At 31.3% G+C, this 23,409-nt stretch carries 28 protein-coding genes; 12 read left to right on the forward strand and 16 right to left on the reverse strand.

Annotated elements, in window-relative coordinates; genetic code table 11:
- Window positions 1-2: 2 nt before the first annotated feature.
- Entirely contained in the window at window positions 3-926 is a 924-nt protein-coding gene (locus C5F47_RS00205) for a homoserine kinase (protein WP_179360889.1), read from the reverse strand.
- The gene (locus tag C5F47_RS00210; RefSeq protein ID WP_179360890.1) at window positions 927-1,685 is read right to left on the reverse strand and encodes an ATP/GTP-binding protein; all 759 of its coding nucleotides are present in this window, start codon (window positions 1,683-1,685) and stop codon (window positions 927-929) included.
- 138 nt (window positions 1,686-1,823) lie between these two features.
- On the opposite strand from C5F47_RS00210, the gene C5F47_RS00215 reads away from it, so the two are divergent.
- From C5F47_RS00215 to C5F47_RS00225, 3 genes are all read left to right on the forward strand, one after another.
- Complete coding sequence (locus C5F47_RS00215) at window positions 1,824-1,982, forward strand: hypothetical protein (RefSeq protein ID WP_179360891.1); 159 nt, start codon at window positions 1,824-1,826, stop codon at window positions 1,980-1,982.
- Between the two features lie 85 nt (window positions 1,983-2,067).
- Window positions 2,068-3,084, forward strand: a complete 1,017-nt coding sequence (locus C5F47_RS00220; RefSeq protein WP_179360892.1) for a lysylphosphatidylglycerol synthase transmembrane domain-containing protein — start codon at window positions 2,068-2,070, stop codon at window positions 3,082-3,084.
- Between the two features lie 34 nt (window positions 3,085-3,118).
- Window positions 3,119-3,919: an SDR family NAD(P)-dependent oxidoreductase gene (locus C5F47_RS00225; protein WP_179360894.1), complete on the forward strand. Its 801-nt coding sequence runs from the start codon at window positions 3,119-3,121 to the stop codon at window positions 3,917-3,919.
- Here C5F47_RS00225 and C5F47_RS00230 read toward each other — a convergent pair.
- The 4 genes from C5F47_RS00230 to C5F47_RS00245 form a co-directional block, all read right to left on the reverse strand.
- A complete protein-coding gene (locus tag C5F47_RS00230) occupies window positions 3,916-4,323 on the reverse strand; it encodes a hypothetical protein (protein WP_179360895.1) in 408 nt (135 codons plus the stop codon). The genes C5F47_RS00225 and C5F47_RS00230 overlap by 4 nt on opposite strands.
- Window positions 4,324-4,330: 7 nt before the next feature.
- Complete coding sequence (locus tag C5F47_RS00235; protein ID WP_179360897.1) at window positions 4,331-4,651, reverse strand: hypothetical protein; 321 nt, start codon at window positions 4,649-4,651, stop codon at window positions 4,331-4,333.
- A 152-nt stretch (window positions 4,652-4,803) separates the two neighbouring features.
- On the reverse strand, window positions 4,804-6,039 hold the full coding sequence (locus tag C5F47_RS00240) for a glycosyltransferase (RefSeq protein WP_179360898.1): 1,236 nt from the start codon (window positions 6,037-6,039) through the stop codon (window positions 4,804-4,806).
- Window positions 6,040-6,069: 30 nt separating this feature from the next.
- Complete coding sequence (locus C5F47_RS00245; protein ID WP_179360900.1) at window positions 6,070-7,182, reverse strand: THUMP domain-containing protein; 1,113 nt, start codon at window positions 7,180-7,182, stop codon at window positions 6,070-6,072.
- Between the two features lie 84 nt (window positions 7,183-7,266).
- Between C5F47_RS00245 and C5F47_RS00250 the strand changes: the two genes are divergently transcribed.
- From C5F47_RS00250 to C5F47_RS00260, 3 genes are read left to right on the forward strand one after another with little or no spacing between them, the layout of a single operon-like run.
- Entirely contained in the window at window positions 7,267-7,980 is a 714-nt protein-coding gene (locus C5F47_RS00250) for a phosphoadenylyl-sulfate reductase (protein ID WP_179360901.1), read from the forward strand.
- 13 nt (window positions 7,981-7,993) lie between these two features.
- Complete coding sequence (gene sat / locus C5F47_RS00255; protein ID WP_179360903.1) at window positions 7,994-9,136, forward strand: sulfate adenylyltransferase; 1,143 nt, start codon at window positions 7,994-7,996, stop codon at window positions 9,134-9,136.
- 30 nt (window positions 9,137-9,166) lie between these two features.
- Window positions 9,167-9,835 carry a hypothetical protein gene (locus C5F47_RS00260; RefSeq protein WP_179360904.1) on the forward strand — a complete coding sequence of 223 codons (669 nt, stop codon included), beginning with the start codon at window positions 9,167-9,169 and terminating at the stop codon, window positions 9,833-9,835.
- Here C5F47_RS00260 and C5F47_RS00265 read toward each other — a convergent pair.
- The gene (locus tag C5F47_RS00265; protein ID WP_179360906.1) at window positions 9,819-10,469 is read right to left on the reverse strand and encodes an endonuclease III domain-containing protein; all 651 of its coding nucleotides are present in this window, start codon (window positions 10,467-10,469) and stop codon (window positions 9,819-9,821) included. The two genes, C5F47_RS00260 and C5F47_RS00265, sit on opposite strands and share 17 nt — an antisense overlap.
- A 55-nt stretch (window positions 10,470-10,524) precedes the next feature.
- Between C5F47_RS00265 and C5F47_RS00270 the strand changes: the two genes are divergently transcribed.
- Complete coding sequence (locus C5F47_RS00270) at window positions 10,525-11,679, forward strand: aconitase X (RefSeq protein ID WP_179360907.1); 1,155 nt, start codon at window positions 10,525-10,527, stop codon at window positions 11,677-11,679.
- Window positions 11,676-12,062, forward strand: a complete 387-nt coding sequence (locus C5F47_RS00275; protein ID WP_179360909.1) for an aconitase X swivel domain-containing protein — start codon at window positions 11,676-11,678, stop codon at window positions 12,060-12,062. The genes C5F47_RS00270 and C5F47_RS00275 overlap by 4 nt, the downstream gene beginning before the upstream one ends.
- Here C5F47_RS00275 and C5F47_RS00280 read toward each other — a convergent pair.
- The 4 genes from C5F47_RS00280 to C5F47_RS00295 form a co-directional block, all read right to left on the reverse strand.
- Entirely contained in the window at window positions 12,040-13,266 is a 1,227-nt protein-coding gene (locus C5F47_RS00280; protein ID WP_179360910.1) for a hypothetical protein, read from the reverse strand. The two genes, C5F47_RS00275 and C5F47_RS00280, sit on opposite strands and share 23 nt — an antisense overlap.
- A gap of 63 nt (window positions 13,267-13,329) precedes the next feature.
- On the reverse strand, window positions 13,330-13,908 hold the full coding sequence (locus C5F47_RS00285; RefSeq protein WP_179360912.1) for a hypothetical protein: 579 nt from the start codon (window positions 13,906-13,908) through the stop codon (window positions 13,330-13,332).
- 83 nt (window positions 13,909-13,991) lie between these two features.
- On the reverse strand, window positions 13,992-14,219 hold the full coding sequence (locus C5F47_RS00290; protein ID WP_179360913.1) for a hypothetical protein: 228 nt from the start codon (window positions 14,217-14,219) through the stop codon (window positions 13,992-13,994).
- Window positions 14,220-14,310: 91 nt separating this feature from the next.
- Entirely contained in the window at window positions 14,311-14,961 is a 651-nt protein-coding gene (locus C5F47_RS00295) for a Snf7 family protein (protein ID WP_014966136.1), read from the reverse strand.
- A gap of 104 nt (window positions 14,962-15,065) precedes the next feature.
- Between C5F47_RS00295 and C5F47_RS00300 the strand changes: the two genes are divergently transcribed.
- On the forward strand, window positions 15,066-15,830 hold the full coding sequence (locus C5F47_RS00300) for a glutamate racemase (RefSeq protein WP_179360915.1): 765 nt from the start codon (window positions 15,066-15,068) through the stop codon (window positions 15,828-15,830).
- Here the strand turns inward: C5F47_RS00300 and cobM are convergent.
- From cobM to C5F47_RS00320, 4 genes are read right to left on the reverse strand one after another with little or no spacing between them, the layout of a single operon-like run.
- On the reverse strand, window positions 15,811-16,581 hold the full coding sequence (cobM, locus tag C5F47_RS00305) for a precorrin-4 C(11)-methyltransferase (protein ID WP_179360917.1): 771 nt from the start codon (window positions 16,579-16,581) through the stop codon (window positions 15,811-15,813). The genes C5F47_RS00300 and cobM overlap by 20 nt on opposite strands.
- Window positions 16,574-17,296: a precorrin-2 C(20)-methyltransferase gene (gene cobI, locus C5F47_RS00310; protein ID WP_179360918.1), complete on the reverse strand. Its 723-nt coding sequence runs from the start codon at window positions 17,294-17,296 to the stop codon at window positions 16,574-16,576. Before cobI ends, cobM begins: the two co-directional genes overlap by 8 nt.
- A 36-nt stretch (window positions 17,297-17,332) precedes the next feature.
- Complete coding sequence (gene cbiT, locus C5F47_RS00315) at window positions 17,333-17,923, reverse strand: precorrin-6Y C5,15-methyltransferase (decarboxylating) subunit CbiT (protein ID WP_179360920.1); 591 nt, start codon at window positions 17,921-17,923, stop codon at window positions 17,333-17,335.
- Window positions 17,924-17,951: 28 nt separating this feature from the next.
- A complete protein-coding gene (locus C5F47_RS00320) occupies window positions 17,952-18,431 on the reverse strand; it encodes a hypothetical protein (protein ID WP_179360921.1) in 480 nt (159 codons plus the stop codon).
- A gap of 103 nt (window positions 18,432-18,534) precedes the next feature.
- Here C5F47_RS00320 and rqcH point away from each other — a divergent pair, with 103 nt between their 5' ends.
- Window positions 18,535-20,481 (forward strand): ribosome rescue protein RqcH, encoded by a 1,947-nt coding sequence (gene rqcH, locus C5F47_RS00325; RefSeq protein WP_179360923.1) that lies wholly within the window; start codon window positions 18,535-18,537, stop codon window positions 20,479-20,481.
- Here the strand turns inward: rqcH and C5F47_RS00330 are convergent.
- A complete protein-coding gene (locus C5F47_RS00330; RefSeq protein ID WP_179360925.1) occupies window positions 20,459-21,247 on the reverse strand; it encodes a tetratricopeptide repeat protein in 789 nt (262 codons plus the stop codon). The two genes, rqcH and C5F47_RS00330, sit on opposite strands and share 23 nt — an antisense overlap.
- 56 nt (window positions 21,248-21,303) lie before the next feature.
- Between C5F47_RS00330 and C5F47_RS00335 the strand changes: the two genes are divergently transcribed.
- Window positions 21,304-22,083 (forward strand): hypothetical protein, encoded by a 780-nt coding sequence (locus tag C5F47_RS00335; RefSeq protein WP_179360927.1) that lies wholly within the window; start codon window positions 21,304-21,306, stop codon window positions 22,081-22,083.
- A 16-nt stretch (window positions 22,084-22,099) separates the two neighbouring features.
- Window positions 22,100-23,269: a glycosyltransferase gene (locus tag C5F47_RS00340; RefSeq protein WP_179360928.1), complete on the forward strand. Its 1,170-nt coding sequence runs from the start codon at window positions 22,100-22,102 to the stop codon at window positions 23,267-23,269.
- Window positions 23,270-23,409 lie beyond the last annotated feature (140 nt).

Consider the following 23,409-nt stretch of genomic DNA (forward strand, 5'->3'; position numbering starts at 1 on the left):
TTCTATTTTCTCTTATCTGCTGCACCCTTGCTAGGTTTACAAATTACTGTTTGACATTTTGTATTTTTAGATGCGAAACCTCTTGACATGGCCAAACTAATTTTTTTCAAATCAGATGTACTTTTTGAAAATGCTATGACTGATGGACCTGCACCACTAATGGTAACTCCTAATGCACCAGCTTTAATGGCATTTTCTTTAACTTTAGAAAATCCTGGTATCATATGCTTTCTAGCTGGTTCAACAATTACATCTCTAATTGAATTTCCTATCAATTCAGGATCTTTCTTCATAAATCCTGCTACTATTGCTGAAGCATTTGATAAATTCAAAATACTGTCAGTTAATTTGATGTTTTTTGGAATAACTCCTCTTGATACTTTGGTTTTTTTCTTTGGAACATCAATAGTTGGTACTGCAACACACATCCTGAGATTTGCTGGTGGTTCAATTCTAATTACATCCAAGGGGTTGGTTCTCACTATAACAAAACCACCTAAAACAGAAGCTGCAACATTATCATAATGAACTGTTCCTGCACTAGCTTTTTCCCCAGAACCTGCAAATTCTACCAAAGAATTTCCATCCAGTTTTAATCCAAATAATTTATCAAATGCAACTGCAGTTGCAGCAGCTGATGCTGCACTACTTCCCATTCCAAATCCTGCAGGAATTCCTTTTTTGATTTTAATTTCCACTCCTTGTTTTATTTTGAATTCCTTTTTCATATTCTTTACAACTAATCCTGCTGTATTTTTTTCAGGATCTGTAGGTATGTTGTCTTCAGTAACTATTTTGATTCCATTTTTTATTTTAGTTAGTGTAACTGTATCATAAAATGCATCTACTGCCAACCCAAACACATCAAAGCCTGGACCTAGATTTGCGGTTGATGAAGGTGCCTTTGCAGTAACTTTTGATACCATCTAATCTTCTACCTCCTCACCCAAATTAAGAATTCTGCTCATTGCACCTTCTAGATTCACAAAACCATCCCCTGTCACATTTGATATTGGAATTAGCCCTTGTGCAAATCCCCCTAAATTTAGCCCTCGTAAAATATTTGTAGTTAGTGCGTAAGTATCACCATCTGTTTCTTTAGCAATTGCATTCTCCAAAGTTTTCAAATTTGTAGACCACTGTAAAATATCTTTTAATTTGTCACCAATTAGATCTGATTTTGTCAGAACATTGATTGTTGGTAAATTCAATCGTAATCTTATTGATGTTGCAAGTAATGCAATTGAAACAAAATTTACTGGTGTATTAATTAAAACACCATCAAAAAGAAATATGCTTGTCTTTTCTTCTGATGTCAGATTTTCTATAATGAATCGTCCACTAGAACGATATGCAAATAATTCAATTTGTCCAGGTGTATCTACAATAAGATAATCAGGATTTACTTTGTTTACATCATTTTGAATCTCATCTATTTTTGATGCAATCAAATCATTTGCCATCACCATAGCACCATTTGGACCTAAATCATATTGTTGCATTATTGATACATAATCTACGTAATCTCTAACATCAACATCACAAGTATATGCTAAATTTTCTACACCTGGATCTAAATTCAAAACTGCAGCAAATGCCCCGTTTTTTGTATAATATTCATGAAGCTTTGATGAAAGCAATGATTTTCCTGAACCTGCAGTACCTGAAACAAAAATTGTTTTCAATCCGTCTAATTTTCTTTATTTGCTTATATTTCAAACTAGCTTGGTTTTGAGATTATAATCTCTGAAATTTCCATAATGGTATTGTAAATGATAGAAAAATTCCACCTGGTCTTTAACTAATTGATTTGTATACCATTTGTGAGCCAAACTACATTTGAAAAAGAAGATCATTTGAAAGACTTGGTAGTTAAATTACTCAAAGATAGAAATCTTTCAGATTATGATATGCTGGATAATCTTTTTGAAGAAATTAAACTAGAACTCCAAAATCACGACAAACCCCAAGATTCTCTATGATTTCTATGCCTATTTTTAGGCACAAATTTTTCCTGACTGAAAATTTACTCAACTTTCATATTTGATTCCTCAAAAAAATCATCAAATGAACTGGAGAATAGTTGCCATTCCTATTACATTAATTCCAATTTTCATAATTGCGATTCAATTTGATATTCAAGTTGAAGATATACTTGCAATTGGATTATTTCCATTTGTTGGCGCAATAGTTGCCATGATGATTAAACTGGTTCTTCAGGGTGTCAAATTTGCATACATTACAAGAAAATATCTTGGAAATTTTGATTCATTCTTCAAACTAGTAGGAGTTCGAGTTGGTAGTGAATTTATCAAATTTACAACTCCTATGTTTATTGGTGCAGAATTTGTTGTAATTTACTATCTTCATAAAAAAGGTGCAAAACCTGCAAAATCTGCATGGATTGCAATAATGGATATTGTAACTGAAGTATTTGCAGCAGGTTTGCTTTCTATTATGGCAGGAATTATTGCATTACTCAGTGGTGCATATGTTGTAGCAACAGTAATTTTAGCTACCAGTATTGTAATTACTTCATTATGGATGGTCATGTTCTTCCTTTCCTCAAAACATACATTCCAAGTCCCTAAAGTTTTAGGAAATCTTGCAACACGATTTGGAAAAGAAAAAGGCACAAAAGCTATTGAGAAAACAAACACATGGATGGAAGAAGTATGTACTATGAGTAGAGAAAACCTAAAAACTTCTGAATCTAAAAAAATCTTTGTCGTTTCATTTTTGTTTTCGTTAGCATCTTGGGCGTTTTATGGAATATCATTTATGATTATTGCAATGGGAACTGACTTTGCAATTTCTGCATTTGATTCTATTATGGCAGTTATGGGTGCAAATGCAATTGGGAATTTACCAATTACTATAGGAGGATCTGGTCTTGCAGAATTTGGAATCATTGCATATTTGAATAATTTAGATCCATTTGCATTTGAAATTACTGAAGGAGTTGTAGGCTGGGATGCAGTAATTGGTTGGAGAATTGCAACATACTATGTTCCAATTGTGATTACGTGGCTACTTTTGGTAAAATTAGCCTTGAGCAGGATTCCAAAATCACAATCTTCATAGAAACCACTTTATCTTAATCTGATTTTTTTTAATTGTGGATTTTAAAAATAAAGTTGTTCTCATAACAGGCGCATCATCAGGAATTGGCAAAGAATCTGCAATAGAGTTTGCAAAAAAAGGAGCAAACATTGTCCTAGTTTCAAGAACTAAAGAAAAGCTTGAACAAGTTGCAAACGAATTAAAAAAATTCAATGTTACTACACTCACTTGTCAATGTGATGTATCAAAAAAAGATCAAGTAAAAGAAATGTCAAAAACAGTTTTAGAGAAATTTAATTCAGTTGATATTTTAGTAAATAATGCCGGTTTTGCAATCTATGGCTCTGTATCTGATTTGAGCATTGATGATATAGAATCACAAATGGAGACAAATTATTTTGGAATGATTTACTGTGTCAAAAATTTTCTTCCTACAATGATTGAAAAAAGATCAGGTCACATTGTCAATGTAGCATCAGTGGCTGCAAGTTTTGGTTTACCTGGAATTGCTTCATACTGCGCATCAAAATTTGCAATGTTGGGATTCTCAGAAGGACTAAAACATGAATTAAAAAATACAGGAGTTGGAATCACAGTTGTTAGTCCTATTATGGTTAGGACAAATTTCTTTGAGCATCCATCATTTGAAAAAATGCCAAAATTTTCTCCAACCTCACTTAGTTCTAAAACTGTTGCAAAAGCAATTCTAAAAGCAGCAAATTCTCCTAGATTGGAAATCATAGTTCCATCTGTAGTTAGAGGTGCAGTTTGGTTCAAAAACACATTTCCATTTTTAATCAATCCAATTATGGGTAAAGCTTTCAAAAAACAATTAGATTCTATGAAAAAAGATTAATCTTCTTCTGAATCATCAGCTGCAGATTCACCACTTGAGCCTACATCTAACAATTCTAAAGATTTTAAATTAAATTGATAAATTGCTTTCATATCAATTTCTTTTTCTTTTTCAAGAAACTCTGATACTTTTTTACTCAATGGAGCTTTATGTTGATCGAACACAAATTCGTAAACTTCACCTTTTAGTAAATCATCCATTTTGATATCTTTTGCAACATCCATAGTTACTATATGTCGTCCATCCTCTACTGCATCATACAACTGGGCATCAAGCTTGTTATCTTCATAATAGAATTCTAAAATGTATCCTTGTTTCTTTAGCTCTTCAGGTTTCTTAAATTTAGCATTTTGAATTTCGTCCGTAACCCATTCAGGAATTTCATCTTCTTTCTTTTTTACCATGGTAAATCTACTCTGCAGTTTCTGCTTTTTCTTTTTTACTTTTTGACCACCATTCAAGATAGTCATCGTGTTTATCATCACGTGTTCTTTCTTTTTGATTTAACTTGAATCTGATATCTGATACTTCTTCTCTTGTAGCATACAAGCCACATCGTTTACAAATGAAATGTCTTCTATTCTTCTCATCCATTTTCATTGGAATGTCAATTTCATCAAATAATTTGAATAAAGCGTCTCTACTTCTGTCCTCTTCTTCAGGAAAATCTTCTATGTATTTTGCTTCTATCTTCTTTTTTGCTCGTGATGTACATTCAGGACAGTTAGGCACTGATGATTTGGCTTAATTTTTTCCATAAAAGCGTTCCCACAATCTGAACTGATCGATGTTGCCCGACACGCGGATTTTTTCATCATCCCTTTCGGTCCGTTCGCCCATCGAAATCCCGCGTGCCAGACGAACAAAATCATCAAAATAATGTATTATCTCTTTTCTTCTATAGTTTGAGCAGCAATTTTTGCTGAATTTTCTGCTCCATTAGGAACAAAGTTCTTTGAGAATTCTTTCAAACTATCCTGAAATTCTTCATAATTTTCCTTAATTTTGGATATACCTTGAGTCACTTGATTAGTTTTAATCGCTAATACTCCCAGGCTCTTTTCTTCTGCCCATCTGATGTTGTTTGTATGCTCATCATAAATTGGAATTCCGATTATTGGCTTTGATTTTCCACCCATAATTTCTCCCATGACTGTATGAGATCCATTTACAACTGCATATTTGCATAAATTCAAAATTGTATCTTTTTCTTGTTCAGAGAGAAAACCAATATCAATTTGAATCCAATCAATATTTTTCTCAAAAGCATCTTTAATTGAATAATTTTTTCCATCTTTTCCAATTACTGAATCTATTTCAGGATTATTTCTTGCATGGGAAATGATTCTTTTTTCATTTTTCATTTCATCTTGATGAAATACTTCTTCGTATCTTTGACCTGTACCATCGTTGGTTGATTTGTTTCCTGTTCGCATCCAATATCCAAATTCATTACCTTTTACTAATTTTTCAAGGACTGATTCATTTTCTCTTTTGATTTCTTTACTATTTGTAAAATGCCCAACATAAGTTATTTTTTCTTGTACTTCTTTAATGAAATTCAAATTATATTCACACATTGTATATGGTGGTGGAGAATCTGCAACAAGGATTTTTGATGCTTTTGCAATTTGTTTTGCAACAAAGATTAGTGATGGATAAAGATACGATCTTGAATTATACAACTTAGGTCTAAATTGATTTGTTACAAACAAACTAGGAATGTTTCTATTCTTTGCTAGAATGTTTGAACCCATATCACCATCATTAATTACCAAATCAAATTTTTCTTTATTGTAGAGTTTTCTTTCTTCTCTAAGATAATTTGCAATCTGTCTAACTAGTGGGGGATTTTTTGATATTGGTAGTAACAAATTCATCAAAGACATTGATACACTAGGACCGAATTTCCCATCAATTGGAGTTGGCATCAAAATTTCATGAATTTTCTCTTTTTGATCAGGGAATTTTTTTAATAATTTTTCATAAACATGATCTTTACTTGAAAAATGAACTTCAAAGTCTTCTTTGATATGATCCCCCAAAATCTCATTTAGCCTCATCATTCGTGAATAATGTCCACTTCCCCATGGGTAGATGAATTCTCCTATTTTGAGCACAATATGAAACCAAATATGCTGTTTAAATTCTCAGTGATTCTCTAAAGAATCTAAAATATCATGTACATTGTTCGGACCAATCTGAATTGTGATCTTTTTCTTAGTTTTAAGGGCAGATTCTACTTCTTTTTTTGCGTATGAAGGAATTTCATTTGATGTGACAGTAACCATTTTTTCCAATTTTTTCATATTTCTTTCCAATCCGATCTCTTTAGCTTCATCAAATAAAGCAGAATCTACGCCAGCTAATGGAAGAATAGGTATTTTCTTTTTTCCAAATACTTGTTTTACAGAATTATCGATAAATTCAGATGAAAAAACAAGTGGCGATAGCGCTAATGATACACGTTTTGTAGGATATTGTAATAAAATCTCTAAAATAGAATTTACATAAATTAAATAATTTTTAATTCCATTTGGATTAATTTTCAGATGTAAAAATTCAATTTCAACTTTATCTTGTACCAATCTTGGAATTATTTGATTAATTATTTTTGCAAGATTCATTAATTCTGATTTTTGTCTATAGCATACAATTATTTTTGTTTCATTACCTTGTTTGATGGTCTCAAAACAAGATACTGCAGAGATTTCATCATATACAGCACAAATAGTTTTTTCATTTTGTACTTGATATGGTATTCCACCTTTACCTTCATCTGAAAAAATACAGATGTATGCATTATTTTTTGTAAGATATGTGTAAAGTAATTTGTCAAAATCTTCATCTGTACCAGGATGAGCACCCAAACTTGATTTCTTTTCTATAATATTTGATGTTGCAGCAATTTCTACATCTTTTGTAACAAATCCTTTTGAAGTACCTTCTACCCTAACCAAAAATTTTTCTCCCTTTAAGAGTAAATTACCACCTATGGATGTTATCTCAGAGATAATATTTTGGAAATCATTTTTTATCAATCTTGCAATAGCGACTTTTTCAATTCCAAAAAGTAAATTGATTGCAGATGATGCAAAGACAGGATCATTTGCATGTACTAAAATTATATCACCATCACGTTTGACTGATTCGAATTCTTGATTCTTTGTCTTGAGAATTTTTTTGATATTTGTAATTAATTGTGGGATTTTATTTTTTGAAAATATTGTTGGGAAAACTACAACATATGATATTTCATCCATATTTTCTATTTTGAATTATACTTGTTTATAATTTAGGATAAAACTTCGGGTAATCAATATAAAACAAATAATCTAACTCTATTTGTGACAAAATTCACCCAAGAACAAGTAGATGAACTAAACTCAAAAATTAAAACCACTGAGGAAGCATTACAATGGGTTTCAGAAAATCTTCACCCAAAAGTTGCAAAAGCATCTAGCTTTGGTGCTGAAGATGCAGTTGTAATGGATATTATGTTAAAAATTAATCCTGAATTTCGATTTTTTACTCTAGATACAGGACGATTGCCACAAGAGACCTATGACATTATAGATATTGTCAGCAAAAAATACAATATTTCAATCGAAGTCTTATTTCCTGATACTAAAGAAGTTGAGGAAATGGTTCGGGATAAAGGAATGAATCTATTCTATGATAGTATTGAAAATAGAAAACTATGTTGTGATATTCGTAAAGTTCACCCAATGAACAAAATGTTGAGTACCTTAGATGGTTGGATTACTGGTTTAAGACGTGATCAGACCAAAAATCGAGAAAATGTTACTATCTTTCAACTTGATCATGGTCATGGGGGAATTCTAAAAATTAATCCAATTGTTGATTGGACTTGGGATCAAATTCAAGAATATATTAAAAAAAATAATTTGCCGTACAATAGCCTACTTGACAAAGGTTTTCCAAGTATTGGATGTGAACCATGTACTAGAGCAATAAAACCTGGTGAAGACATTCGTGCAGGAAGATGGTGGTGGGAACAAGAAGGCAACAAAGAGTGTGGCCTTCATATAGACCCTTGATAGAGGATTTAACATGTCAGAAAACAGTTCAATCAAACCACATGGTGGAGTACTCGTAAACAGAATTATCAAAACAGATCCTTCAGGATTATTCTCAATTACAATTAGTGAAGATGTTGCAAATGATGTCGAAAACATAGCAGATGGAATTTTTAGTCCTTTGGAGGGATTCCTAGGTAAAGCAGACTTTGAAAGTGTTGTTTCCCGTGGAAGATTATCAAATGATTTAGCTTGGACTATTCCAATTGTACTTGACGTTGATGAAGAAACTGCAACTAAAATGAAAGAAGCTAAAGATGTTTTATTAAAAAATCCAGATGACGTAGGTGTTGCAGTATTACATGTTGATGAAACATTTACTTTTGATAAAGAAAAAGCAGCTCAAGGAGTCTATGGAACTACTGATTCATCACATCCAGGTGTTGCATATACAATGTCAATGAAAGATTTCTTAGTTAGCGGAAAAATTGATTACATTCAAAGACCAAATGATACTGAAATTAGAAAAAATAGATTAACTCCACTTCAAACACGTGAAGCTTTTGCAAAAGCCGGATGGAATACAATTTGTGCCTTCCAAACCAGAAATCCACCACATGTAGCACATGAAATGTTACAAAAAACATCAATTACAACCCGTGATGGCGTATTTGTAAATCCAGTAATTGGCAAGAAAAAATCTGGTGACTTTGTAGATGAAGTGATTGTGAAATGCTATGAAACAATGATAAAATTATACTATCCTGAAAATAGATGTCAACTTGGAACATTACATACTCAAATGAAGTATGCTGGTCCAAAAGAAGCAATACATCATGCAATTATGAGACAAAACTATGGTTGTACACATATCATCATTGGACGTGATCATGCAGGTGTTGGAAAGTTTTATGATCCAATGGCTGCACAAAAAATCTTTGATGACTATCCAGAGTTAGATATTTCTCCAGTATTCTTCCCACCTTTCTTCTATTGTAGGAAATGCCTTACATACACTACTCCAAAAGCTTGTCCGCATGATAATGATGTAAAAGAGCAAATTAGTGGAACTGCACTACGAGAAATGATTCAAAATGGTCAGGCACCATCAGAATTCATTCTAAGACCAGAAGTTGCACAAGTAATTTTGGATCATCCAAAACCATTTGTTGATTAGATTTTTATTCAATCAAATTTGCTCTAGCTTGTGAAGTATCTCTTTGCAATAATTTTACTTTTAGGAGTCTTTGTATCTCCAGCGTTTGCTCAAGAAGAAAAGAACCCATCATTAATCATTGATACATTAGAAATTCCTTCAAATGAATTCAATACAGTATTGCGTGAATCACCAATTAGAATTTTAGATGATGTTCATGCAGTGAGCTGGCAAGTAACTATTGATAATAATTTACTATATGCAAATCCAAGTGGTAATGCTGTATTGAGATTATACGATCAGGCTACACAAGATGAATTCATTGAAGTTGGAATGGGACCAAAACCTGACAACAAGTTTTGGGTTGCAGTTCAAACTCCAAAAGAAGGCTACATTGTTGTTCATAAAGACTTGGACAGAGGCTGGTATCCTGAAGCCAAATCTATCATATCATATACTGATAGAGCAGGACTAACCGTAAACAATGGGGCTAGAATTGTAGTTACCAATTTGGATATAGGCGAATTTGCTGTTCATTCGTATTCAGTTCACGGCATGGAAGGTTCTACTGATCCACCTGCAATAAGTTCTGGAACTATGATTATAGAATTCCTTTCAGGAGATCCTGCAAAGAACATCTTTGCATTGTATCCATTTTACATGGCAGCAGCTGTTGGAGTTTTAGTTGGAGTATTGTTTCTAACTAAGAAGCGTTCTTAGTTTTATAAAATTTACAACTTTTTTTGATTTGACAAACATTACACATTGGTGAGATTGGTTTACAAATATTCTGACCATACATTACAAAAGTATCATTAATGTCAATCCAAAATTCCTTTTTGATTTTTTTCATTAACTCTTGTTCTGTTTCTTCAGGATTTTTTGTTTCAACTAATCCTAATCTATTTGAAATTCTGTGAACATGAATATCAACTGGAATTGCTGGTTGCTCAAATGCATATACTAGAACACAATTTGCAGTTTTTCTTCCAACTCCAGGTAATTGTACCAAAGTATCCAAGTCTTCTGGAACTTTACCTTTGTATTTTTTATCAATAATTTTTGCAACTTCAATTATTCTTTTAGATTTAACATGAAAGAATCCAATTGATTTTATTATTTTTTCAACATCTTTAACTTTTGCAGCAGCTAATTGTTTTGGATTTTTGTATTTGGAAAATAATTCTTTGACTGCTTTTGCAGTAGCTTCGTCTTTTGTTCTTGCAGAAAGTATAGTTCCAATTAAGATACTAAATGGTCCAGTTTCAGCCTTATGTAACTCTCTTAATGCAGTCATTCTTGGTGGTTTGACTGCATCCATTGTTTTTGTCATTCCAGAAAGAATTTTTTGCATTTCTAATTGAAAAACTGCGTACAAGTATTATAACTGTAATAACAAACGCATTCTATTGGAATTAACTAAAGATGAAGAATCTGCACTAAAAGGTGAACAAGGTGAAATTATGCAAATGGCATATAGAATTCTTGTTGCAACTGGTGAGGCAACTGATGCTGAAAAACTAGTTCCAATCGAATGGGCTCATCTTTCAGGTGTAAATTATAACACCATTGGTGATGCTGGAGAAGAATTTCTATCTAGTATTAGTAAAGATGCACGTGTCAAAGTAAAAACAACTCTGAATCCAATGGGATTCGATATTGACAATGTAAAAAATTATGGACTAGATGAGAATTTTATTTCAAAACAACTATCCATTAGAAATTCATATGAAACAATGGGGGTAATTCCTTCATTTTCATGTATTCCTTATGAAATATTTGATATTCCAAAAGATGGAACACAAGTTGCTTTTGCAGAAAGTAATGCAGCAATTCATGCAAATTCTTATGATAATCTAAAAACAAACAAAGAAAGTGCATTTAGTGCACTTGCAAGTGCAATTGTTGGTAAAAGTCCATACTCTTCATTGAGAAAAGAAGACAATCCAAATATCACAATTAGAATGAAAGTAAAAAATCCAAATGAATTGACATATGGAATGTTAGGATTTTTTGCAGGGAAAATTGGTGATACATCTGTAAATATTTCTGGTCTCAACGAGATGGATAAACGTCAAACCAAAGCAATGTGTGGGGGAATGGGCACTTCTGGAACTTGTGCAAAATTTATCTTTGGAGAAGGGGATTCTGATTGTGAAAAAATTGATTTTGATGAAAAAGAGATACAAAATGTTCACGATGAGTTGAATACAGCAGAAAAAGGTGACATTATCACGCTTGGTAGTCCTCAACTAGGCTTGGATGAAATATCTGATCTTGCAGGGAAACTAAAGGGTAGATCATTTCAGAAAAGATGTATGGTGTTTATGCCAAGAACTGTAAAGGATCAATCAACAAAAATCGGATACACTACAGAACTTGAACGTGCAGGATGTGAAATTCTTTCTGACTGTTGTACATGCTTGTCTCCATTAATTAGTAAAGACAATGTTGATGCTGTTACAACAAATAGTATCAAAGGTGCATTTTATCTGAAAAATTCTAATGGTGTAGATGTTAATTTAAAATCATTATCACAAATAGTTGAAGATGAGACACGATGAAAAAAATTCTAGTATCAGGTAAAGTAGAAGGAATTGTTTTAAAATCTGAAAATCCTATCAACTTTCTAGGTACAGTCGATAAAAAGACTGGAATTATCAGTGATCAAAATCATGACTTGTACCAAAAATCACTCAAAGATACTGTTCTTGTTTTTCCATCAGGTGTAGGAAGTAGTGTGGGCGCATACACAATTTATTCAATAAAATCAAATGAATCCGCTCCTCTTGCAATGATTTGTAAAAAAGCAGATCTTACAGTAGCTACAGGATGTGCTTTAGCAAATATTCCATTAATAACAATTAGTGATGAAGAATTCGCTTTAATTAAAAATGAAATGAAGATTTCATTTGATACTGATTCTAATCTACTTGATTATTCTTAGAGTTTGTAAAAATCATTCCAACCCCTATTGCCATAAACACAACTAATGGAATGTATCTGTATGGCATTACTGTTATTCCAGTTACATAATACAAAATTGGTTGACTAATTAACATGACAATAATGCCAACAAAAAGAATTTCGATATTTTTTGTTATTATCCCTTTTTTAGTTGCCAAAATAATCAATGTAGGGAAAAATAATAACAAAATTAATCCATCAAACCTTAATGCTCCATTTAGTTCATTGAATCCCAAAACAAATTTTTGTTCATCAAAAACTAAATTTTGAGCTGATGGGATTAAATTTAACAAAAATGCAATTAAAATTAAAATTATCAGTGCTGAATATGATATGATTAGAATTTTTTTATCAAACTTGGAAGAATCTCTTTTGTATATTGCAAATAAATTGATTGGTAAAAATACAATTGCTAATGGTTTTGAAAGCATAGAAAGAATAAATGATAAATGGGATCCAATTGTTTTTTTAAATACTAAATAAAATGATAGGAAATAAAACACTGTCCAGAAATTTTCATACGTAGCTGTGGTATCAAAAATCAAAAATAAGTTACTTTGTAACAATATGCCTACAGCAATAATGGCTGAAATTCGTTTCTTTGTTAATTCCAGCGTAATAGCATAAGTAACTAAAAGTAATCCTATACTTGCTATGAAAGGAAGAACTCGTACATTATCAAAGATACTAATTGATAATTCCAGAAGAGTAAATCTAATTGTTGTAGATATTGAAAGACCTTCTGAATTAAACAAATAATCTGTTAATTCATTTTGATCCAAACCTAATTTTACTGCACTATAATCCCCCAGTTCAAATTCTTCTCTTGATAGTTCATCTATTGAAAAAATAACATAAAAGAAAATTAATGATGTTATTATTAAAAGTGATATTTTTTGAGAAACATCTTTCCTAATAATTAAATCAATTATTTTGTAAATTGATATTGGTAATTTTTTTAATTTGTATAAAATTAAAAATGAAATAAATACTATGTTTGAAATAATTAACATTAAACCAGAATTCCCTAATTCAAATAATTCAATATCATCATGAGGAATATCTATAGTACTTTCTATAATTAAAAATGGAAAAATCATTGGAACAAAACTAACTAAAGAGACTGTAATACATGTAATAAAAATAAATTTAGAAATAATTTGATGACTTTGCAACTTTTTCATTTTATAATATACTCATTAAATATCCTGTAGAATAAAAATAAAAATAAAGAAGGATGTAGTTCCTTAACTTCCGTCAATTGTAACAGTCCACTCGATAGTCAAATCATCGTTTTCACCGAGTGAGATTGCAGCAAATTCTTGAATTGCTAATGCATCTTGGTTTGCTGCACCGTTCATTAAAGCGGCTTCATCAATAGATGCACTGACGTTTAGAAAGTCTGCAGTAACTGTAACTGAAGCACCTTGATCAGTAGCTGCAGCAACAAAAGATCCTACAGTACCACCTGTTGATGTTACTATGTTACCTAGAGCAGTTGTGGTTTCAGTTGGACTTCCTGATTGAGAATCACCAATATGTACAGTGGTGAATGCGCCATCAGGATTTGTACATCCACTAAAGGTTACTCCAAAGGTATCATCAATCAAACAATCGTCTCCTGCATTAATAACTACATTATCTGTTTGTCTGTATGCTATAATTTCACCATCTTCGTTTGTAGCAGTTAGAGTCAAGTGACCCATAATTCCTGCTGTACTTTTCATGGAATTAGCTGTATCTGAACTATCCATAAAAGCTAAGTTGGCTGTAAGAGCGCCACCAACGATGATGGCTCCTATTACTATAGCGAGTTGAAGTTGCATTGTTAATGATTTATACAAAAATTATATGAATATAGTGGATCATTTTCTTTGATAAAAGCTCCAAAATGGCATAAATTATAGAATTATGGGGATTTTGCATTAACAGAATCTGATAGTTCTAAAGTGAAACTTTGTCCCTCATCAGATACCTCATCAACAACATCTTCTTCTACTATTTCAACATCTTCTAAAATCTCTGATGTTTCACTATCATTTGTTAATGCAACATCATTATTTGAATAAGTAGCACCGACTCCAATTATTATAGCAATAATTATGATAATTGGAATTACAATTATTTTCGATGCCATTTCATTATTTAGATTAATTTATAGAATTTAAGCATATTGTAAATAGAAAAAATAATTAAACAAAAAGAATGAACTGTTCGTCCTAACCAGTCTACTCAAAAGTAGAAGTAGAGGATTGTGACGAAAGTCCAGTTGAAGATGGTACAGATGGGAATTTATCTCCTATCTGTTGCTCAGCTACTGCGGATGCTTCTTGAAGAATCTTTTCGGTTTCTTCACTTGAAACATCAGACTCCATACTAAATGAGTCTCCTGCAAGTGAATCCATCATCAGTCCATTAAGTGTCTGGGTCATACTATTCAATTCTGAATCAGCTTCTGGCATGAATCTTCCTAGCGATGACTTCAATCCCTTCATTGTAGACATTGCTGGTCCAATTGCTACCATAGCATCACCAAGATCATGAATAGTTGTCAGTCTTAGTTGGACTTGTTCTAATGACATTCTTGCGTTGCCGAGCATCTTTGTAACTTTACGAATTTCAGCTAATTCGTTGGACAAAACTCTACTTGTGCTAGTATCATGTTGTTGCATTGCAGTCACGACTCTCTGAAAGAGTTGCGCATCTCTTTCGTGCAGTTTACCTAACATAGAGTCCATTTTTGATATTTGGACTTGTAGTTTGTTTACTGCTTGTTGAATTCGTGGTTTTAATGCACCTTGAGGTTTTACTGCATCACGTAGTTTGCCAGTTACGCTTTGGGTCTCCTGTCGAGCCCAAGTACTATCGAAGTTTGGCATGATGAAGAATTCAGGAATTTAGTCTTAATCAACGGTGTAAATTTAGATAAGTTTTAGATAAAATTTAGCTAACAAACAATACCTGTGTTTTTATCATATTCCTTGTGACTAAAATTGTAGTTTTTGATTCTGGTCTAGGCTCACTATCAATAATCAAAGCAATCCAAAAAATATCAAAGTCAGAAATAATCTATTTTGCAGATCAGGAAAATTATCCATATGGAAAAAAATCTCAGGCTCAATTATCTAAAATAATCCAAAACTCAATTATGTTGATAGAAGAAAAATTCTTTCCAGATTTCATAGTTGTAGCCTCAAATACGCCTAGTCTAATGTTAAATGTAACAACAAAGAAAATTTTTGATGTAAAACCACCATTGCAAGATGCTAAAAAAAAATCTAAAACAAAACAAATTGGAATTTTAGCAACAAAGAGTGCAATTAACAGTAAAGGTTTAACTCAATATATAAAAGAAAATAACTTCTCAAAAAAATTTAATATTTTGAAAATTAATGGATCAGAACTTGTTGATCTAGTAGAATCTGGAAAATTTATTTCAAACAAAAAATATTGTAATAAAATAATTAAAAAAGTTCTTGAACACCGATTATCTCAAAATAATATAGATGTGGTAACTCTTTCAAGTACACATTTACCATTTTTAAAATCATTACTAAAAAAACAATATCCAAAAATTAATTTCATTGATCCAGCTGATATAATTGCTACAAAGATTTATCTAAAAATAAAAAATAAACAATCTAAAAAAAATTCATTGAAAATTTTTGTTACGGGAGATATAAAGAAATTTCAAACAAAATTAAATAAAATTGGTATTAAAAAGAAAGTTAATTCTTTGTCTTCTTAGCTTTTCTATAACCATGACTAAATTTTTTGTCATATAGTTTAGAGTATTCATATGTTTCAGGATCAATTACATCACTAATTATTACAATTGCAGTTCTTGTAATTTTTTCTTCTTTAATTTTTTTTGCAATATCACCTAATGTCCCTTTAATTATTTTTTGATCTTTCCAACTAGCTCTATACACAACTGCAACTGGTGTAGATTTTTTGTAACCCCCTGCAATTGCTTCTGTAACTAAATTAGAAATCAACTGAATACTAAGATAAAAAATTAATGTTGCTTTATGTTTTGCAAGCTCTGAAATTTTTTCACGTTTAGGAACTTTGGTTCTTGATTCTGCCCTGGTAACAATAATTGTTTGTGTAACTCCAGGAAGTGTTAATTGCATTCCAAGTGCTGCAGCTGAGGCTAAAAATGCAGTAACTCCAGGGACAACTGTAGATTTGATTCCTTTTTTTTCAAGATTATCAATCTGTTCTTTAATTGCACCATAAATTGAAGGATCACCGTCATGTAATCTCACAACAAGTTTGTCTTTTTTTGCATTTTTGTAAAGTAGATCAAAAATTTCTTCTCTAACTAATTTAGCTGCATCATGTAACTTTCCTTTTTTACAAAGCTTCAAAATTGGTTCAGGAATTAAAGAACCTGAATATACTACAACATCTGCTTTCTGAATTAATTTTTTAGCTTTAACAGTAATTAGTTCTGGATCACCTGGACCGCATCCAACAAAAAAAACGTTAGACACGTTTAACCACCAAGATTGAGAAGTATTTTGTAGTTAACGATTCATCATTTACTTCACCCAAAGTCATTTTACGAATAATTTCATTTTCTGTTCCTAGATCTTGTCCAATAGCAAAAATTGAATCATCGGGAAATCCAGATTCTTTTAAAACTTCAATTACCTTGTCAAAATATCTTCCATCTTTAAGAAATATCATAGATTCTGAATTTTTTGCAATTTCTTTTACACTTGATAAATCATAACAAGATGGAATGATAGCAACTTTTTCTGCACCTTCAGCAATACTTACTCCGACTTTGGATGCAAATGTAAACATGGATACAATTCCAGGAATTACACTAATGTTCATGTCAGGGTAATTTTCTGTTAGATCTTTGTGCATGTATATCCAAGTACTATACAAGAAAGGATCACCTACTGTAAGGTAAACAACATTTTTTCCAGTCAATACTGTTTCAGCCATTATTTTGGCATTTTTTTTCCATGTATCTTCAAGAACATCTTTATCTTTAGTCATTGGAAAAATTAGTTTTACAATCTCTTGATTCTTTGATTTATCAATAATTGGTGAAACAACAGCAAATGCAATGCTAGGTCTATCCTCTTTGGATGCTGGACACATTATGATATCTGCATTCTGAATTGCCTTTACAGCCTTGACAGTTAATAGATCAACATCTCCTGGACCTACTCCTATTCCAATTAATCCAGGCATGAAAAGTATGGTTTTCTCCCTAATTAAAAATCTAGATTAGACTTTAGTTGCAGATATGATGGTTACAGGGTTTCTTGCAAGCATCATGGTACCTGTACTAGTCTTTCTACTCTTAGAAATGGTTACTTGGGTGATATCGACAGATTCAAACTGTAATTTGTCTAATACTTGTAAGACAGAATAAAGTGTCTCAATCAATATTATTCCAATAACAATTCTTCCACCGGATTTTAGTTTATTCTCAGCTAGTTCTACTATATCTCTAGTATCTCCACCAGTTCCACCAATAAAAATAGTATCTGCTTCCTCAAGCTCTAAAATTTTTTCTTTGGCATTTCCATGAATAAGTGAAATATTAGACACACCAAATTTTTGCATATTCTTTTTTGTTAGTTCAATAGCATTGATATCATAATCAACTGCCAAAACTTTACCAGATGATTCTATTTGTAATGCAGCTTCAATAGAAATAGAACCACTACCACATCCGATATCATAAACAGTTTGGCCTGGTTTTAATCTAGCCTTGCTAATTTGAACAACTCTTACTTCTTCTTTAGTAATAGGAACTTTTTCTGCTCTTTCAAATTCTTCATCAGGTATCCCAAGTGTTTTAAAATTCCACATTTAGTAAAACCACTTTATTATTTTTAAATCAGATATTAATTCCACTAGAAACACTTCCTAAATGGGTTAATGTATAACTCACAATCCACGAAAACAAGTAGAGGAAAACATAGCTACCAATAGCTTGTGTAACAACTTTTTTTCTATCAGATGAAGGTAATTGCATTTTCATTCCTTTTGCAACTATTACAGTTGCAAAGAAAATTCCAATCATAAATCCAATTGATGCCCACCTTCTATCTTCACCTTCAATATCTTCAAAGATGAAAGTAGCTGAAGTTCCTGCAATTACAGCTAAAGCTACACGCATCCAAAATAATTTATTTAATTTTCTATCTTTTTCACTTTTCTCAGCAACACTTACTGGCGGATCACCTGAAGGCGTTTCTGGTACAGGTTCAGTATTTTCAGTTTCTGGAGCCTCAACTGGAATATCCTCTACAGATTCTTTTTTTGAAGCATTTGGATCAATTGTAGGTTCAGATTTTTTCTTTTTGAATTTTGCCAAGTAAATTTCTAGCGTGACTCAAGCAGACCAAGTTTAATATCTTTGGCCAATGTTTGTGCATATCAAAGCAAGAGTATAATTTTAGACAAAATTCATGATGATTATGGCTTTAGCAGGGATTGAATTGCGATATTTAGTAGACAATATTTCAAAACAAGTTGAAGGATACTACGTCAGTAACATTTACGGAATTTCAAAAGACAGCATTTTGTTCAAACTCCATCATACAGAAAAAAGTGATCTCTTCATGATGATATCAACTTCTGGTGTTTGGTTAACTACAGTAAAAATAGATCAAATGGAACCAAACAGATTACTCAAAAGATTACGAAGTGATCTTCTTCGTTTAAAATTAAAGAAAATTGAACAAATCGGGGCAGAAAGAATTGCATATTTTACATTTGAGGGATTTGGAAAAGAGTTTGTTTTAGTTGGGGAATTTTTTGGAGATGGTAACATTTTACTCTGCAATAATGAAATGAAAATTTTAGCGTTACAGCATTCAATAGATGTCAGACATAGAAAACTAAGTGTTGGATTAGAATATGTTCAACCACCAAGTGGAGGTCTTGACATTTTTAATATTAAAGAATCTGATTTTGATGAATTAAAAATTACAGATTTAGTTGCTGCAAAATGGTTTGGTAGAACATTAGGTTTGCCAAAAAAATATGTTGAAGCAGTTTTTGAAATTGCAGAAGTTGATGGTAAAAAAATTGGAAATTTACTAAATGAAGATGAAAGAAGGAAAATTTTTGAGACGGTAAAGAAAATAGTTTCAGATGTTGTATCAGGAAATCATGATGCTGTTATTGTTAGAAATGAAAAAATAGAAGTTCTACCTGTTAAATTAGGAAAGTTAGAAGGAGAAGTAACACCTGCAAATAGTTTCATTGAGGGATTAGATACAGTATTTACTGAAAATATTATCAAAAAAGGAAAATTAGTACAATCAACTGGTTCTGATAAAAAAATTAAGGAACTACAAACACAAATTTCAGAACAAGAAAAAGCTATTGAAACTGTAAAAGAGAGATCAAAAAATATCACAACCGTTGCAAATTCACTTTTTGAAATGGTATCAAAGGGGATTTTTTCAATTGAGGATACTTCTGCTCAAGAAATATTGGCATCTAATAATGCAAAATTAATCAGTGAAAAAGGAATTCCATTAATTGTTGTTCAAGATGAAAAAATTAAGATTAACACTCAATCTCCCTTACAATCAATTGCATCCGTATTATTCAATGAAGCAAAAAAACAATCAGGTGCAATAACTTCAATTCAAGCAATTAAAGAGAAGACAGAGAAAAAGTTAGAAAAATTCCAGAGTAAAACAGATGCTGAAAAAGATTTGATAGTAGTTTCAGAAATTAGAAAAAAGAATTGGTATGAAAGGTACAGATGGTTCTTTACAACTGATGGATATCTTACCATAGGTGGAAGGGATGCTGCATCAAATTCTGCAGTAATTAGAAAACATTTAGATAAAAATGACAAAGTTTTTCATGGTGATATTTTTGGTTCTCCATTTTTTATTTTAAAAGATGCTGAAACAGCACCTGATTCTAGTATGAGTGAAATTGCACATGCAACTGTTTGTTTTAGTAGAGCATGGAGAGAAGGATTGTATGGTGTAAGTGCATATTGGGTTCATCCAGATCAAGTGAAAAAATCAGCACCAAGTGGAGAATTCCTTCCAAAAGGTTCCTTTACTATTGAAGGACAAAGAAATTTTATCAAATCAGAAACACTCCGATTAGCTGTAGGAATTATGCCTATAGATGATGATTATGTATTAACTTGCGGTCCTCCTGAACCAATCAAAAAAAATTCTCTTTGTTATGCAATTATTGAACCACATGGGTTAGAGATGGCAGAAGCTGCTAAAAAAATTAGATTAGAATTTTTAAAAATGTTTGAAGACATTACAAGAAAAATAAACATTGATGAATTTGTGCGTGCATTACCTGCTGGAAAAAGTCAAATCATTAAAATAGAAATTGGTAATTCACAAAAAGGAAATCTTATTGACCTGGAAGAAGAATAGCTATCTCATAAGTTACATTATCACCATTTTTAGCAATCCAACCGTTTAATTCAACTTCTATAACTGGTAATACATTATCACCAAACTGCATTTCTGCATAGAAGACACCATTGAATTGATTTCGTTTCATAACAACACTGTCACCATATTTACCTACAATACGTTTTTCACCATCATAATCAATAACATCTAATTCACCAAAATCTCTTAGCAAAGTGTATCCTAACGGTAAATGCACCTTAATTGTGTCTCCTTTTTTATAATCAACCAAGTTTCCATTACTATCTCTGATGATAATAATGGCATAACCGTTTTCTGATTCATCAATCCAACTCATATTTCTTACAATTTTTTTGGTATTTTGAAATGCAATATCATTTGTTGGATCTATTGTAAGTGATTTGTAAAATGCTTCAAATGACTCTACAATTTTTTGTTGTTTAATTAGAGCTATCCCTTTATTGTTTAATGCTTTAGTATTATTTTCATCAAGCAATAATACACTGTCAAAATTATTGAGCGCATTTTCATATAATTCTAATTCAATAAAAATACCTCCTTTGTTATTGAGCGCATTAACATTTTCTGGATCTATTTCTAAAATTTGATTAACATAAATTAATGCCTCATCAAATTTTTCTTCATTTATTTTTTCAAGTATCTTTTGTTCAAGAGATATAATATCATCTTCATTACTTGCTGATATTTCTAAATATGAAATTGGAAGAATCATTATAGATGCAAGTAAAATTATCAAATACTTCAAGATGTTCTATTTACAACAATGCATTAATTAAATAATTGTATGAATTTCTAATTCGTATGAATAAATTAGTATTTTTTATTTCACTATTGGTCCTATTGAATTTTCCAACTTCCTTTGCTGAACCAAATGAAATTCTAATTACCTTTTCAGATACAATGGAGCAAGTAGAATTTGATGGTAAATGGACATTTGGTTCTGAATGGAAGGCGTCTAGTTTAGAAACATTTGGAGTAAATAAAATTCGAATGGCACATCAAGGTGACTTCATTTATGTTATGATTAATCAGTTATCAGATACAACGTATAACAAAGGATCTGACAAGGCGATGATTTGTTTTGATACTATAAATGATAAATCTGTAGTTCCTAATGAAGACGATTATTGTTTTATTGCAATTCTAGAGGGAAAATCTGTTTTTACTTTACAGGGAGGATCTCCATTCCCATTTACAAGCTACTATAACAAAATTATTAATCATGATGATTTACTTGCGATAGGTACAATGTCTGATGGAAATGATCGATATTCAAAAATTCCGCACACAACTTACGAATTCAAAATTCCAATCGAAATTTTTGGACGAAATAATGTTTATGGATTTTATTTAGAGACTTTTGATGCAAGTAACGGTCAATCATATAGTTGGCCTGAAGTAATTAACAAAACAAACTCAATTAAAATTCCTCCACCTAATTTATGGGGAGAAATTATTTCTATAGATAAATCTCTTCCAGAATTCCCTTTGCCCTTTGTAGTTTTTACAATAATGTTTCTATCTGTGATTATTCTGTCAAAAAAACTGAATTATGGACGCTTAAGAATTAATATTCATTGAATTTTTGTGAGATAAAATGTATTCTGAAACTAATTTAATTGAAAATAAGAAAAAAGTTTCAATCATTCTGCCAACTTATAATGAATCACAAAATATTATCCAAATTTTAAAATCAATTGAAGAGCACTTACCAAAAAATTTCAAGGCAGAAACAATTGTAGTAGATGATAATTCCCCAGACGGAACTGGAAAAATTGTAGACGACTATCTAAATTTTAAAAAAATTGCTAATAACACTATTGATATCATTCATAGAACAACAAAAAGTGGATTAGCATCTGCAATTCTAAAAGGAATTCAACATGCAACTGGTGAAATAATTGTTGTAATGGATAGTGATTTCTCTCATCCACCACAAATTATTCCAAAAATGTTAGAATCTTTAAAAAAATATCATAGTGATATTGTAATTGCATCAAGATATGCAAAAGGAGGTTCCATAGAACAATGGACTCTAAAAAGAAAACTAATGAGTAAACTTGCAACAAAAATTGCTAAATCTAGTTTGAATGTATCTGCCAAAGATCCAATGTCTGGATTTTTCTTGTTTAAAAAAAATCTATTACATGATTTAAAATTCGATGGCATTGGTTACAAACTTTTGTTAGAGATATTAGTAAAAACTAAAGGAGCTAAAATAACTGAAGTTCCATATACATTCACTAACAGAAAATTTGGTTCAAGTAAATTAGGACTTGATGTAATTTTTAATTATGGTAAATCTGTCTTTAAATTATATCGTTATGGAAAAACAATTGAAAGTCAAGAACCAAGAAAATCAATTCGTTTTATTTCCAAGGCTGCTCGTTTTTACACCGTTGGATTATCTGGATTTGTTGTAAATTATTTAGTATCACTATTACTTGCAGGAAATATTCCCGAACTTTGGTTTGTTCATGCAAATATTTATGGTATTGCAGCTTCTATGACAACAAATTTTTTCCTAAACAAGTTTTGGACTTTTGAAGATAGAAGCTTAAAACCTAAAAAAATTATTGTGCAATTCTTAAAGTTTATTGGATTTAGTTCACTTGGTGCATTGTTACAATTAGGAATAGTCTTTTCATTAATTGATCAATACGAAATTAGTTTTCCAGTTGCATTGTTTATTGGAGTTTTATCTGCAGCTTTTGGAAATTTTATTTTAAACAAAAAATTAACTTTCAAAGAAAAAACCTGGGATTAATTTTTTAATAATTTTTTAGAAAATTTTCTTCAAAATTACAGTTTTTTCTAATTGCCACTTTGGATCTATGATCCATGGTAATTTCCATCGTGGAATCTTGATCTTAGTCGTATTTCCTTTCCCCTCTTATCGTTTCAACC

It is taken from the genome of Nitrosopumilus cobalaminigenes, assembly GCF_013407145.1.
In the GTDB taxonomy this organism is placed as follows: domain Archaea; phylum Thermoproteota; class Nitrososphaeria; order Nitrososphaerales; family Nitrosopumilaceae; genus Nitrosopumilus; species Nitrosopumilus cobalaminigenes.